This window comes from Beduini massiliensis, from assembly GCF_000829905.1.
GTDB classification, from domain to species: domain Bacteria; phylum Bacillota_I; class Bacilli_A; order Erysipelotrichales; family Coprobacillaceae; genus Beduini; species Beduini massiliensis.
The window spans coordinates 292299-307103 of record NZ_CDPP01000002.1 but is presented as its reverse complement, the minus strand read 5'-3'; the positions used below and the strand labels follow the sequence as shown (position 1 = coordinate 307103).

12 protein-coding genes are annotated in these 14805 nt (G+C 34.6%); 5 read left to right on the top strand and 7 right to left on the bottom strand.

Annotated elements, in window-relative coordinates:
- Nucleotides 1-41: 41 nt before the first annotated feature.
- Nucleotides 42-905, bottom strand: coding sequence for an AraC family transcriptional regulator (locus BN1225_RS01555; RefSeq protein ID WP_041138067.1), 864 nt, complete (start codon nucleotides 903-905; stop codon nucleotides 42-44).
- 154 nt (nucleotides 906-1059) lie between these two features.
- Between BN1225_RS01555 and BN1225_RS01550 the strand changes: the two genes are divergently transcribed.
- Together BN1225_RS01550 and BN1225_RS01545 are read left to right on the top strand one after the other, a co-directional pair.
- Nucleotides 1060-3303, top strand: coding sequence for an ATP-binding cassette domain-containing protein (locus tag BN1225_RS01550; RefSeq protein ID WP_041138066.1), 2244 nt, complete (start codon nucleotides 1060-1062; stop codon nucleotides 3301-3303).
- Between the two features lie 178 nt (nucleotides 3304-3481).
- The gene (locus tag BN1225_RS01545) at nucleotides 3482-4684 is read left to right on the top strand and encodes a class I SAM-dependent rRNA methyltransferase (protein ID WP_041138065.1); all 1203 of its coding nucleotides are present in this window, start codon (nucleotides 3482-3484) and stop codon (nucleotides 4682-4684) included.
- A gap of 135 nt (nucleotides 4685-4819) precedes the next feature.
- Here the strand turns inward: BN1225_RS01545 and BN1225_RS01540 are convergent, their stop codons facing one another.
- From BN1225_RS01540 to BN1225_RS01515, 6 genes are all read right to left on the bottom strand, one after another.
- Complete coding sequence (locus tag BN1225_RS01540; RefSeq protein ID WP_041138064.1) at nucleotides 4820-5584, bottom strand: ABC transporter ATP-binding protein; 765 nt, start codon at nucleotides 5582-5584, stop codon at nucleotides 4820-4822.
- A complete protein-coding gene (locus tag BN1225_RS01535; protein WP_041138063.1) occupies nucleotides 5581-6873 on the bottom strand; it encodes a hypothetical protein in 1293 nt (430 codons plus the stop codon). The genes BN1225_RS01540 and BN1225_RS01535 overlap by 4 nt, the downstream gene beginning before the upstream one ends.
- The gene (locus BN1225_RS01530) at nucleotides 6870-7625 is read right to left on the bottom strand and encodes an ABC transporter ATP-binding protein (protein WP_041138062.1); all 756 of its coding nucleotides are present in this window, start codon (nucleotides 7623-7625) and stop codon (nucleotides 6870-6872) included. Before BN1225_RS01530 ends, BN1225_RS01535 begins: the two co-directional genes overlap by 4 nt.
- A gap of 280 nt (nucleotides 7626-7905) precedes the next feature.
- Entirely contained in the window at nucleotides 7906-9984 is a 2079-nt protein-coding gene (locus BN1225_RS01525) for a metallophosphoesterase family protein (RefSeq protein WP_041138061.1), read from the bottom strand.
- Nucleotides 9985-10083: 99 nt separating this feature from the next.
- Nucleotides 10084-10653: a nitroreductase family protein gene (locus BN1225_RS01520; protein WP_041138060.1), complete on the bottom strand. Its 570-nt coding sequence runs from the start codon at nucleotides 10651-10653 to the stop codon at nucleotides 10084-10086.
- A gap of 98 nt (nucleotides 10654-10751) precedes the next feature.
- Complete coding sequence (locus tag BN1225_RS01515; protein ID WP_041138059.1) at nucleotides 10752-11432, bottom strand: PHP domain-containing protein; 681 nt, start codon at nucleotides 11430-11432, stop codon at nucleotides 10752-10754.
- A 232-nt stretch (nucleotides 11433-11664) separates the two neighbouring features.
- Here BN1225_RS01515 and BN1225_RS01510 point away from each other — a divergent pair, with 232 nt between their 5' ends.
- The 3 genes from BN1225_RS01510 to BN1225_RS01500 all read left to right on the top strand — a co-directional run bounded on the left by BN1225_RS01510 (nucleotide 11665) and on the right by BN1225_RS01500 (nucleotide 14779).
- Nucleotides 11665-12648, top strand: a complete 984-nt coding sequence (locus tag BN1225_RS01510; RefSeq protein WP_041138058.1) for an ROK family protein — start codon at nucleotides 11665-11667, stop codon at nucleotides 12646-12648.
- Nucleotides 12641-13531, top strand: coding sequence for a PHP domain-containing protein (locus tag BN1225_RS01505; RefSeq protein WP_041138057.1), 891 nt, complete (start codon nucleotides 12641-12643; stop codon nucleotides 13529-13531). The genes BN1225_RS01510 and BN1225_RS01505 overlap by 8 nt, the downstream gene beginning before the upstream one ends.
- 75 nt (nucleotides 13532-13606) lie before the next feature.
- A complete protein-coding gene (locus BN1225_RS01500) occupies nucleotides 13607-14779 on the top strand; it encodes an MFS transporter (protein WP_041138056.1) in 1173 nt (390 codons plus the stop codon).
- The last annotated feature ends 26 nt before the right edge of the window (nucleotides 14780-14805 follow it).

The following is a 14805-nucleotide window of genomic DNA, read 5'->3' as shown; positions in this document are numbered from 1 at the left end:
CGTGTATCCTCTACATTTTTTTATTGAGTATAATATTCTATTTATTTTATAGGAATAAATATTTTCACTATATTCTTTGGATCACCAAAAGCAATGACTTCATGTTCATATACTTGAAAGTCTTCACGGTCATCCAATTCTTCTTTGGTAGAAGCGAGCCATGTTCCATAAATATATTGGTAAGATTGAAATAAGTTGGCAAAGGTTCCTTGATGAGTAAACACCGCATATTTTCCTCCAGCTATTTTCTTTTCAATAAACATCTCCGGTACATGATATAAGTTTTCTTCTGAAACTCCAATCATGACGGAAAAGGATACATCACCATCTTTAGTATAAGTTGTTTGCAGTGTCTCACAAATTTCATAGCCTGCTCGTTTAGGGGTGAAAGACTTATCATAAATGGATAAAAACTGTGCCCATAATTGAGGAATCTTATTATCGGAAAGCATTGTGGTTCCCCTGATTCCCATAATTCTAATTTCATCGATCCAACAAATTTTTGGAGTGTGGGAAATATTATTGGCAATATGGCAGACATCATCAGGCAGTATTTTTCTTTTAGCTAACGTAACTTGATCAAGTCCAACCTTACGATAGCTTGTAGGACTGCAATGAAACATTAATTTAAACGCCCGACTAAATGCTTCCGGTGTTTCAAAACCAGATTCCAAAGCAACATCGATAATGCGGTCATTTGTATAAATAAGTTTTTTTGAAGCTTCATAGAGCCTGCGGCGATTCATATATTTTCCAACTGATTCTCCTAAAACACAAGAGAAAAGCCTTGTCATGTGATAATAGGAATAACCTGCTGCTTTTGATACATCACTTAACCCAATATCCTCATGCAAATGGTCTTCAATATATTCAATCGCTTTTTCTAAGGGAGACAATTCTTTCAAGTTAACACCACCTTTAAATGCATTTATTATACCATACCTTCACGTTTATCGCTATGTGCACGCAGCTTAGCAAAAAGTATCATGTCTGACTGCTCATGATTTAGTAAAATAAGTAAAGATTATAGTTAAAAAGAACGGAAAGAGGGTTATGAATATGACAGATATATGGATACATGGGCTTACTCAGAATAATTTAAAACATGTAAGTTTTACAATACCAAAAGAAAAGATTACAGTTTTTACCGGTGTTTCCGGTTCGGGGAAATCCAGTATAGTTTTTGATACAATAGCGGCAGAATCACAGAGACAGATGAATGCCACTTATCCTGCTTATATACGTTCAAGGCTGCCAAAATACCCTAAACCGGCAGTGGAGAAAATTGAACACTTGACTGCTTCGGTGGTGGTCGATCAATCTCCTTTAGGTGGAAATGCACGCTCAACAGTGGGAACGATCAGTGGCTTATATTCCAGTCTGAGATTATTGTTTTCTAGAATAGGAAAGCCTTATGTGGGGACAGCCTCTTATTTTTCTTTTAATGATCCTAATGGGATGTGTAAAACATGTTCAGGACTGGGAAGGGTCACTAAAATTAATATCGAAGCTATTATCGATTTTAATAAATCATGGAATGAAGGGTGTTTAAAGGATTCTTTATATTTACCCGGTTCATGGTATTGGAAACAATATGCAAAGTCCGGTCTGTTTGACCTTGATAAACCAATTAAGGATTATACGCAGGAAGAATACAATCTTTTATTATATGGATCTCGTGATGGGAAAAGTCAGCCTGAAAATTCTAAAGTAACAGGGATTTATCATAAATATGAAAAAACACTTTTGAATCGAGATATCAGTGATAAAAGTAAGCACACAAAAGAAAAGTCACAGCACTTTATCGTGGAAGAAGCATGCGATGCTTGTCATGGCAACAGATTGAATGAGGTGAGTCTTAATTGTAAGATCCTTGGGTATTCTATAGCCGAAATGTGTAATATGGAACTTACACAATTGCGTCATGTTTTATCTCAAATAGCTGAACCGACGGTACAGATCTTGATACAAAATTTGATAGCAGGACTCGATCGAATGATAACTATAGGATTGTCATATCTTCATTTAAACCGCACAACTCCGACTCTATCCGGCGGAGAAGCACAAAGACTAAAACTTGTTCGATATATGGGAAGCAGTTTGAGTGGTTTGACCTATATTTTTGATGAGCCAAGTACCGGTATGCATCCCCGTGATGTTTATCGTATGAATAATTTACTAAAACAATTAAGAGATAAGGGCAATACTGTTTTGGTTGTAGAACATGATAAAGATGTAATTTCAATTGCCGATCATATTATCGATGTAGGTCCATTTGCTGGGAAGAATGGTGGCGAAATTGTTTTTACAGGCAGTTATCAGGAATTGCTTAAAGCAGATACTCTAACAGCCAAAGCTTTGCGGCAAGCAATGCCAATTAAAAAGAAAACAAGACAACCCACAGGAAGCCTGCCGATTCGAGGAGCCAGATTACACAATTTAAAAGGAATTGATGTGGATATTCCACTTGGCATCATGACAGTAGTAACCGGTGTGGCAGGATCAGGCAAGAGTACCTTAATTTCTCAAGTACTTGCAAAAGAATACGAAAAAGAGGTCGTAATGATTGATCAGGGACCTATTACCGTTACGAATCGATCAACCCCTGCTTCTTATCTAGGTTTCTTTGATGAAATAAGAAAACAAATAGCTAAAGAAAGTAGAAAACCGGAAGGATTATTCAGTTTTAATTCTATCGGAGCTTGTCCTGTGTGCAGTGGAAAAGGCGTTATTGTGACTGAACTTGCTTTTATGGACCCAATCGTTACAGAATGTGAATCATGTAATGGGGTACGTTATAATCAAGAGGCACTAAGATGTACTTATAAGGGAAAGAATATTGTAGAGTTACTCAATCTGACAGTCTTAGAAGCTTTATCGGTATTTAATGATAACAGTAAGATTAAAAACAAGCTGAAAGTAATGGAACAAGTTGGGCTCGCTTATTTAACTTTAGGGCAACCTCTAAGCACTCTTTCCGGCGGGGAACGTCAAAGACTAAAGTTAGCTAAGCATTTGAGAAAGAAAAGCGGTATTATGATCATGGATGAACCGACAACCGGGTTGCATATGTCCGATATTCAAAAAATATTAAAATTGTTTGATACAATTGTATCTCAGGGCAATACACTCATCGTTATAGAACATAACCTAGATGTGATCAAACAGGCAGACTGGATCATAGACATTGGACCCGATGGTGGGAAAAATGGTGGAGAAGTAGTATTTTCCGGTACACCGACAGAGATGATTGCAGAGGCAAAGACACTTACTGCCGATAGCTTACGAACTTCTTGTTTGTAATAATTATTAAATAAATAATGTTTATCTTTTTTACTTAATAATGTTATCTCAATCATATAAGCAATAATTCAAAAATATCCATCTTCTTTTAGAGTGAAATTTATTGAGAGAATGTCCTCGATAGTGTAAAATGAACACAAAAGAGCGTAGCTCGTAAAAAATAGAGTGAGGTAAATCAATGAACAGAAAATATCCTAGAGTGACAATTTCAAAAGAAGGTGAAAAATGGCTCGATCAAGGCCAAATGTGGATGTATAAAAATAATGTAGTTGATTTAGATGAATCGATTGAAAATGGGGTTCTGGTTGATATCATGACAACCAATGACCGTTATTTAGGAACCGGTTTTTTATCTAAACACAGTCATATTACAGTTCGTATTTTATCCAAAGATCTTAATGAAACATTTGGAAGAGATTTCTTTAAAAAGAGAATTCAATTTGCCTATGATTTTCGGAAGACTTTAGAATCTGAAAATATGACAAATTGCCGACTGATTTTTGGCGAGGCAGATCAGCTTCCGGGATTAACTGTTGATCGCTATAATGATATTTTAGTGACTCAAATTAGCTCTTACGGCTTAGATAAAATAAAAGATATGTTGTATGAAGTGTTGCTTGAGGTGTTGCGGGAAGATGGACAGGAAGTAAACGGCATCTATGAAAGAAATGACATCAATGTGCGTACAAAAGAAGGACTTCCTTTAGAAAAGGGATACTGGAAAAATGCTGATTTACCTACTGCAACGGTTATCAATGAAAATGGTATTTTGTTGAATGTCGATGTGGAAAATGGTCAAAAGACAGGCTATTTCTTAGACCAAAAAGAAAACCGTGTCCTATTAAGAAAAATGGCTCACGGCAAAAAAGTACTGGATTGTTTTACTCATACGGGTGGATTTGCATTAAATGCGGCTTACGGTAACGCTAAAGAAGTGGTTGCAGTTGATTTGTCACAGACAGCATTAGATCAGGCTTTTGAGAATGCAGTGTTGAATCACTTAGAAAATAAGATTCAATTTGTTCAGGCAGACGTGTTTAAATATTTAGATGAATGTAAAACGGGTCAATATGATATTATTGTGTTAGATCCACCGGCATTCACTAAATCAAGAAGAACAATAGATCATGCTTATAATGGGTATAAGAAAATCAACATGAAAGCAATGAAACTTCTTGAAAGAGGGGGTTACCTCATTACATGCAGCTGTTCACGTTTTATGGAAACCGCTAATTTTGAAAAAATGTTAAGAGAATCTGCCCATGAAGTGGGGGTTACATTAAAACAAGTTTCAGTTACACAGCAAAATCACGATCACCCTATTCTATGGACAATGGAAGAAACATCTTATTTAAAATTCTATATTTTCCAGATTATATAATAGATTTACTTTATGTAACAAGAAAAAAGCAGAACAGTAATGATTTGATTACTCCAAATAGATAATGTTAATACAACATTGAATCTTAAAAGAGTACTCTTTTCAATAATATGGTTCTGCTTTTTTATAGATAGATTAACTTTCGCTGTCTTCGAAACAATCTCGGATACGATGTAAATAGTCCAGCTGACTTAATTCTCCCCGTTCAAACTCAGTCGTAATCTGCCCATCTTTCAAATAAAAGAAACGGCTTGAATAGCTTGCCACCAATAAATCATGGGTAACAAGAAGAATGGTTAAATTTAAACGTTTGTTTAACTTTTGCAGTATTTTAAGCAGTTCATGTGCATTCTTTTGATCTAAATTACCAGTCGGTTCATCGGCAACTATTAGTTTTGGATTCGTGACTAAAGCACGGGCAACTGCTATACGCTGCTTTTGACCACGGGAGCATTGATCCACCATTTTATCGAGCTGATCTTCAATATGCAGTAAATAGGCTACCTCTTGAACACGATGTCTTATTTCTTTTTCATCTACATTGTTTACAAGTAAGGGCGTTGCAATATTTTTAAATACACTCAAACGTTCATTCAAATAGAAATCTTGAAAAATGAAGCCTAAATGTTCATACCTGAAATCGGCTAACCCTATTAATCCTAATTTCCCTACACTGGTATTGTTGATGATAACTGAGCCTGTTGTAGGTGCATCTATTGTGGATAATAAATTGAGGAGTGTTGTTTTACCGCTTCCTGAAGGACCCATGACACACACAAATTCACCACTGTAAATTTTTAAATCAATCCCTTTAATTACATCATGACGATTAGTTCGATATAAGCCAAATGATTTAGTGAGGTGACGTGCCTCCAAAATAACATCTTTTTGTGAACTCATGATAAGGCACCTTCTTTCATTAATAATCTTTTACGATAATAGTAGGTCGCAGTCAGCGAGACGATTGTACATAATATACTAAAGCCAATAAGAATCAATCCCATAGATAACGGCATAAATGATAAATTCGTTGCTGTCATTACACCTCCAAAAATAATAGGTGAGATTGTCATCATAATAAATAGGATAAATAATTCTAAACGATTAATTTTATTTAGCTGTTTACGTTGGAAACCCAGATAATAGAGTGTTCTAAATTGATGCAGCTGGTTAGGCGTTTCAACAAGATTGCGATAAAATAAAGCCAGGTTCATTAATACAATGATAATAAAATAACTCATACATAAAATAGAAAATATTTTTATATCGGACATAGTTTCAATCATGAATGCCATTAAAAAGGTAATCGCAATAAAGGTAATACAGATATAACCGCTTAAATAAACAATTAAATCCGAAGCTCGTCCAATGGCAATCAGACGTTCTTTTTTATTTATGCAGAATTTAGTTCGAATAAGCATGAAGACTTTTGGCAATGCCTTTTTAATAATTTTATTTAATGCGATAGCCCCCATTCCGCACATAAGGCATAAAGCACGGCTTTGACCTGAAACAGTCGTGATCTCATATATGGCTATTGCATATAGGAGCCACCAAACCACTTTAGGCATACGTATATGAGATATCGGTAATGGCTTACTATTTTTAGATGGACCACTCAATAAATCAATCAGTTCACTTTGATAAGCAAAGCCAACTGCGGCAATAGCTAAAGTAACAACAACAATACCAATGACCATCAAACCTGAGACAACTGCTTCGCTGGAAATATAGAAAAGGGGAATTTTCATGCCGGTAGTCAGACCTATGACCCCATTAAAAAGAGGATTCATTATCATAAATAAAACAATACCAAGCGGTATAGCTTTAATCAGTACCAGCATAATCTGCATTAAAAAATAAACACTGATTCTAACAAGATTAACACCGGAAAGATGCAGTATAGCGATTTCTTTATTTTTTTGTTTTAGAAAAGTATTTGAAATGACATACATTAACCCTCCGATTGCTAAAACCATAATCAGGCCTACCGTCATCACAAAGAGATTAGCATTATTATCGGAAAAGAATGATCCGCCAATACTTACGACCTTGTAGGAATCATTGTTCATATAATTGAAAAACAAGAGAACAGAAGCTGTACAAAAGGCGAGAATAAACATATACACATGATTCTTTTTTCTATCCAACATAAAATTTTCTTTGGAAAAATGAAATAAATCTCTCATAATAACGCCTCCATATCCGGAACAATGGCATTAAAAAGCAATTTGTAGAATTCATCATTAGTGAGATCATCTTTATTATAAATATGCTGAAAACGTCCATCGACTAAGTAATAGACTTTATTAGCATAACTTGCACAAAGAGGATCATGTGTCACCATTAAAATGGTTGTTCCCTGTTGATTAATCAAAGTGAATTGATCTAACAGCTGTCTTGTATTGATACTGTCCAGATTGCCGGTCGGTTCATCAGCAACAACGATTTTTGGCTGGTCAAGCAGTGCTCGAAGAATAGAAGCACGCTGATTTTGGCCGCTCGAACATTCTCTTGGATAATGATAAAGCACTTGATCAATATCAAGAATCTTAGCTAAATGATGAATTTGTTCCATCAGTTTTTTCTTTTGACTGATAGGATGTTTAATAATGATATTTTCAAATAGGGTAATAGAATCGATTAATTGATGTTCCTGAAAGATATAGCCCATTTCCGTTTGCCTAAAATGGCTCAATGCTACTTCATCTAAATCAGTCGATCTTTTACCATTAATGATCACTTCTCCAGAAGTAGGATAATCAATCGTTGAAATTAAATTAATCAACGTACTTTTACCGCTTCCTGATGGTCCCATAATGCAGATGAAGTCACCGGCATCAATCCTTAAATTAAGTTGATCAATTGCCATAAACGGCTTAGGACCATTCAAATCATAAACTTTTGTCACCTCTTGCAAGGTGATGATATTGTCTTTCATAAAATCGCCTCCCGATCGATATGAAATAAAATAATAAAAATTATTTTTATTATTTCTATATCTATATATTATTACAATAACTTAATAAGTGCAACTGCTTATTCATAAATTGAAAACTTTTGTATTTTATATTAGGATAGACTCATTAGTAAGATGTAGAATATTGCATTAATCCAATCTCAAAAAGGTCGGCTTAGAATATTTATTAATATTCAAATACGGTCATCTATGTATTTAAAGTAAAAATACCACCTCCGTTATAATGGCGATGGTATTTTGTCTAAGAGATATCTATTAGTCGGTATGGCTCAATAGAGAAATCCCTCTCTTTATGAAGGGTAATCAAAGTAGCCCCACGCTGCTCAATATCATTTTGAATGCCGGGCATAGCTAAATAATCAATACTATAGCCATAAGTAAGACGTATTCCTTTATATTCGATCGATTGATTATTATAATGATCATGTCCACAGAACATTGCTTTCGTGCTGTTTAATCTTACCGCTGTTTCAAAAAGTTTGCTTGGATATTCAGAACTGCATATCTTGTTGAGCATTGTTTCTCCAATTTTTCCATAGAAATATTGAACTTCATGGCTTCCTGATTCAAGCAGATCATTAGCTTCACGATATTCCTGCAAAGGAATATGAAAAAACAACATGGATGGAATCGTATAGCCCTCCTTATCACTTAAATAAAGAACTTGTCTTTCATACCAATCCACCTGATCATCATGAATATAGTCATAATCATTGATCTTTGAACTGTCCATATAATCATTGGAGTCTAAAAGAAACAAAGCTTGCATCAAGGTGCCGTCAACTTGACGAATTTCAATCATTTGATTACTTCTGCCATAAATGTCCGGCTGAATATAAGGATAAAGAAGGTTCTGAGAAGTTCGATATGATAACGATTTTAACAGTTCATCAAACTCATGGTCAGTAATTAATCCCATTGCTTCAGTATCATGATTTCCATAGGTAAATGCCCAAGGAATTCCTGTGTTACGCATAAATGAAGCAAATTGCATTACAGGAGCTCGATTGTTTAGTGAAAATGACATAACTCCCATTGGAAATACGAGGTCCCCGGTGACAATAACGAAATCCGGTTCTGTCTCTTTAAGTAACGTATAAATGGCTTCCAATGCTTTTATATCTTTTGTGATCGATAAAAAGCTTCCACCGAGATGAATATCGGTTAACTGCAAGATCTTAAAATCTTCTTTCTCGGTAGTTATCGTATAAACGCCATTTTCATCATTATAGTCTATGGTATTTTCAACATGTGGAATACTGGCAATCGTGTTGATATAAGGCTGAGTTAACCAGAGATCCATCGACATTAACTGATAAAGCATAATAGCGGATATTGCCAGGGAAATCATAATGGTTCTTCTTAGATTAAAGACTATATTTTTAAAAACTAAATTTTTTCGTGTCGTTAAGTTATAAATAAGTATCATTAAGAAATATAAAAGTGCTGCGGCTATAAAATAATTGATAATTGTTTTGGTAAAATAACGACCAAAAAATAATGCCATAGTAGTAATAAACCAATAGCTTAGAGAGAAAACAGAAAGTTTTTGCAGATGGCTTAAATAGTTTGTTTCTTTCTCTTCTGTGAAAAAACTGCGAATATTCTGGCGGCAATAGATATTCTTAAATAAGAGATATAAACAAATATTAATGAGAGAACTACTGTAGGTAATTTGTTGTAGGATATCATAAAATGAATATAAGGAACTAAAAACGGACAATAGTGTAGTAAAAATGAGATAAAATAAAAATGTGAAGCATACAAATATCATATTCATTTCTTTTTTACAATAACGATCATATTGTGTTTTGACATAGTCACGACCGGAGGAGTCCAGTTTTATCTTTTCAAAATCATACATTGATGCAAACTTTTTATGTTTTTTATGGATAAAAAATAAGCCGCTGCTAAGCATGATGACAAAGGGAACAGTAAAAAGAATGGGGGTAACTCGAAAATTGCAAATCCATTGCAAAAGAGCGGAAATAATAAACGTTACAAGAAAGCACTCCATAAAAATAAATCGTTTTGTTTTCTTCCATATCTTTTTGAAGCTTCCTTTATTGAATACTACATCGTGATTAAGCAGCATCGCTATTTCTGTTTGATCGTAATCGATCAAATGAGCAGCCTCTCGAATATGAGGATAGCGATTGATGATCGTGGCAACGGCTTCAATAGCACTGCTTCGTTCATTTTCTTTTGTATATTCTTTTTTTAAAGCTGCTGTTATTTTTGATTTTGCTTCTTCTGAATCTTTTGAAAATGGGATGTTTTCAAACAATAGTTCAACGATTTCCCTTATAAAATCTTTCATATTTTCCTCTGCAATTCCTCTGACTAAGTTATTCTGCTTTAAAGCTATTATATATTATTTTTTATAAAAGTTATCCGCAATGTAAATAAAAATGATCTGTCAATTGACAGATCCTGATCCTTTTTTATGAATCAAAATTTCTTCTCTGGTTTTTCTTGGCCTTTGTTTAGGAGATTCTGCAGGATCCCCAATAGCGATTGCGGACACTATATGAAAGTGCTCATGTCCTAAGTATTTGGAAACTGCTCTTTCATTAAAACAGATATCTCCGATCCATACCGATCCCAAGCCAAGATTTACACACTCTAAACAAATATGTTCGATTGTAGCCCCCACGGATAAAAGGTCGGGAGCCAGCCATTCTTCTTCATTTTCCTGAAAAACAACAATCAGTATCGGTGCCCTTTTGATTGTGTCCGCTGAATATTTCACAGTATTTATATAACCCATCATTTCTTTGGTTTCTTCACTAAAAGGTTCCATCATAATATCTGCTGTTTTGTCTTTTTCTTGTCCCTTTAAAATCATGAAATACCAAGGCTGTCTGTTTTTGGCGGATTGACATAAACGTGCACAGTCAATTAGCTGGTTAATCTTATCCGATTCAACCTCTTGTGATGTAAAATGACGGATGCTTCTTCGGTTTTGAATCACTTCATTAAATTCCATATGCTATTCTCCTTTTAAAATTAGATTTAATTCTATTTTAAAAGAGGTACTGCTTTTTGTCCTGTCTTAAATTGCGCAATCCTGTCTTGTTTCCTTGTTTAGTCATCATTCTTTGTTAGGAAAGTGAAATAATTATATTTTTTATTTTTTAGTGCCTTTACAAGTGCTTTGTTGTTGTTGATAGGTTCGTCTATTTCAAATAGTTTACAGCCAACACTTTCTAAACCATGACAGTCACTTCCGCAAATATACTGTAAGGAAGGATAATCCTTTTGATGTTTTAAGACCCATTGTGTTAAGTGATCGTTATAGTTGTTGTGAAAAGGAGTGTAATTAAATTCATAGCCATCTAATACATCGGCGCCTTTTATTTCACAGGGCTTTCGCAGAGGATGTGCCTGAAAAATCACACCCCCTTCATGGTGAACAATTTCTGCGACTCTTTCTAAACTTTCATTAAAAATAGTTGGATATTTAACAATAAAATCTTCATCAATGCCATAGATTAGGTAATCATTGGGATGTGAAGAAAGATTAAGCTCCATGCCTAAGAAAACTTTGAGAGAAGATGCTTCAGCTTGCTTTAAAGCATTCCTATAGCCTTTAAGATAATTGTTTTTTAAATCCTCTTTAAAACGTTCATATGTATTTTTTGAGTAATGGTTAGTAATCACAACCCCATCTGCCCCAAATGCTTGATAGGCTTTGATAATATCTTTGGCTTTTGCTTTGGCACAGGAACTTCCTTCACTGGTATGCGTATGTAATTCGATTTTCATTTGTCCGATCTCCTTGCTGTATTTCATTTAGTATAACTTTGAAACAATAGGCGGTCAATATTTAATAAGTGTATGAAATTCTGATTTTTCAATTCATAATAGTATGAAAAGGTCACATCTGACAAGGGGGGATGATTTCAATTTGTGAAAATAAAGTGCCTTACAAATTGAATCAGCGTATACTGATCCTGTAACATTCGTCATAATGTAACGAAAGAAATGAGGCGAGCATTTGGCAAGAATAAATGAACTAAAACTTAGCAACATTCAACAGATCAGAGAATGCTTTTACAACATTAAAGTTTGGACTAAAAATGAATTGGCGGAAGAAACTGGGCAGTCTTTAGCGGGAATCACGAATATTCTCCATGACCTGATCGAAAAGAAAGAAATAGAGTACATTGGGGAAGCCGAATCTACAGGTGGCAGAAAATCAAAACAGTATAGACTTAATAAGGATTACTATCATATTGGAATGATTATTTTAAAACGGGATTATGATCAATATCAGGTTATTGGCAGAACCATAGACTTGATGGGGATGATCCTTGACGAAGAAAAACTGGTAAGTAAGATCGGTAATTTAGATGAATTAAAGATTATAACGGATCGGCTGATTAAGGATGATAAGAAAATCTCTCTTTTTGTTTTTAGTATACCGGGAATCTGTCAAGACGGAAAAATAGATATCTGCGACTTTGAACAGTTAAATGGATGCCATGTAGGAGAAATGATAAAGCAACGGTATGGAATAAATTGTATTATTGAAAATGATGTGAATAATGCTTGTATTGGATTATCTTATATGTATCCCCAAAGTCCGCACTTGGCTTTTATTTATCAGCCGGCGGTGGTCTATGTAGGGTGTGGTATGATGATTGATCATAAATTATACAATGGGTTTTCACATTTTGCCGGAGAGCTGCGTTATTTGCCGTTTTATACACATCAGCAGCAGGATCAGTTATTAAGAAAAGATCCGGAGTTATTGTTGACCAAACAAATTTTAACTTTATGCTGTGTGTTTAATCCGGAAATAATCGGTGTATGCAGTGAGGTCGTAGAATCAATTGGCAATTTGAATCTTAACAGTGAAATACCAAAGTACCATTATCCGCAGCTAGTACAAATAAAAGATATGAATGAAATGATCTGGAAAGGGTTATACAGCATTGCGATTAGAAATTTAAAAGAAAAGGGGAAGAATAATGAATAAATTTATCGATTTACACATGCACAGCATGTATAGTGATGATGGGGAATTTACTCCCACTCAATTAGTTGAAAAATGTCATGCTGCCAAAATCACAATCATGGCAATAGCAGATCATAACAGTGTCAAAGCCATTGATGAAGCAAAGAAAGCAGCAAAAGAGTATGGGATACATTATATTCATGCGACAGAAATTGATTGCACCTATAATGGGATTAATTTACATGTATTAGGGTATGGAATTGATCATAAAAATCCAATTTTTAATGAACTGGAAGAAAATATTTTAAAACAGGAATTAGCATGCAGTGAAGAAAAGTTAAAGCTTACAAACCAGCTTGGTTTTGCACTAGACAAAAGTCAATTAGATGCTTTAAGTGCAAATGGAGTCTACACCGGAGAAATGTTCGCTGAAGCATTACTGAACGATTCACGTTATCAAGATCATCCATTATTAAAACCTTATCGAGAAAACGGAGAGAGAAGTGATAACCCCTATGTGAATTTTTATTGGGATTATTATGCTCAGGGAAAGCCTTGTTATACGGAAGTGGTATTCCCCTCTTTAAAAGAAACGATTAAAATTATTAATGAAAATGGTGGAGTGGCTGTCTTGGCTCATCCGGGAAATAATTTAAAGGGACAATTTGAAGTGTTTGATGAGATGATCAAAGCAGGTATTCAGGGAGTAGAAGCATTCAGTAATTATCACGATGAAGATACAGTTAATTATTTTTTAAAAAAGGGAAGAGAACATCATTTATTAATTACTTGTGGCAGTGATTACCATGGAAAAACTAAACCGGCTATTGAACTTGGGGAAACACGCTGTATAATTGATGAACATGAGATTGAAGCACAATTAAGAGAATATCAACTGCTATAACATAGGAGATACTATCTTAATAAACGATATTAAAAATAGTGACTATTATGTTTTCTATTTAGAAGGAGAGGAAAAATGAATAGAGTCTTAAATATAAAATATTCATTGAGTCAGATTTTCTATTGTGCAGCAATCTGTGCAATGATGGGCTATGCTTCCGTTTATTTACTGGGAGAAGGGTTTTCGAATTCACTGATTGGAATCACTTTAGCTCTAAGCAGTATTGTGGCGGTGATCTTGCAGCCGTTGATCGCAACTATTGCTGATAAATCCTCAACGGCAAAAATCAATCTAGTTATTCGTATCTTATTGGCAGTGACAATCATCTGTTCTGTTGCGGTATATTTTATTCCTATGAATAAACAGATTCTGGCTTTCTTTGTTATCGTTATCTTTTCACTAACGACTTCATTAATGCCATTGATTAATTCGTTTGCTTTTGTATTTGAAAAGTTTGGTTATAAGATCAATTTCGGGGTTGCCCGAGGATTAGGGTCAGCCGCTTATGCTTTAACCTCTATTGCATTGGGGTATGTTGTAAGTGCCATCAACAGTTCAATTATTCCACTCGCATATGTTTTATTTAATACATTACTGTACATCATTATTCAATTATATACAGTGGTTGATGACAATAAAGACAGTAAAACAAATGAAGAAGAACAGAAATCTCAGTTATCATTCGGACAATTTGTACACAAATACATTAAATTTATGGTTTTCTTGTTAGGGTTTGTCTGTATTTATTTTGCCCACAGTATAATTAATAACTTCTTTATTCAGATTGTAACCAATGTAGGTGGAAACAGCAGTGATATGGGAAATGCTGTTTTTGTAGCGGCAATGCTTGAGCTGCCAATCATGTTTATGTTCAACAAACTCAATGAAAAGGTCAACTGCACATTGCTTATTAAAATATCTTTAGTATGTTTTGCATTGAAGCATATTCTTACGTTAGTCGCAACAAACATGCCAATGATTTATATGGCACAGGTTTTACAGATGGGAGCCTATGCGTTATTTGTTCCGGCATCGGTTTACTATGTCAATCAGATCATCGAGAAAAATGATATGGTTAAAGGACAGTCTTTCCTCACTACATCCATGACTTTAGCGGGAGTATTTGCCAGTCTGGCGGGAGGTATTTTATTAGATATGATCGGTGTTCATGAATCTTTGCTTTTAGGGGCAATTGTTTCCGTCGTAGGGGTTGTATTAGGTTTTTTAACCCTAGAAAAAGTAAAATAAATAAAAATGTCTTGCCTTTTTAGATG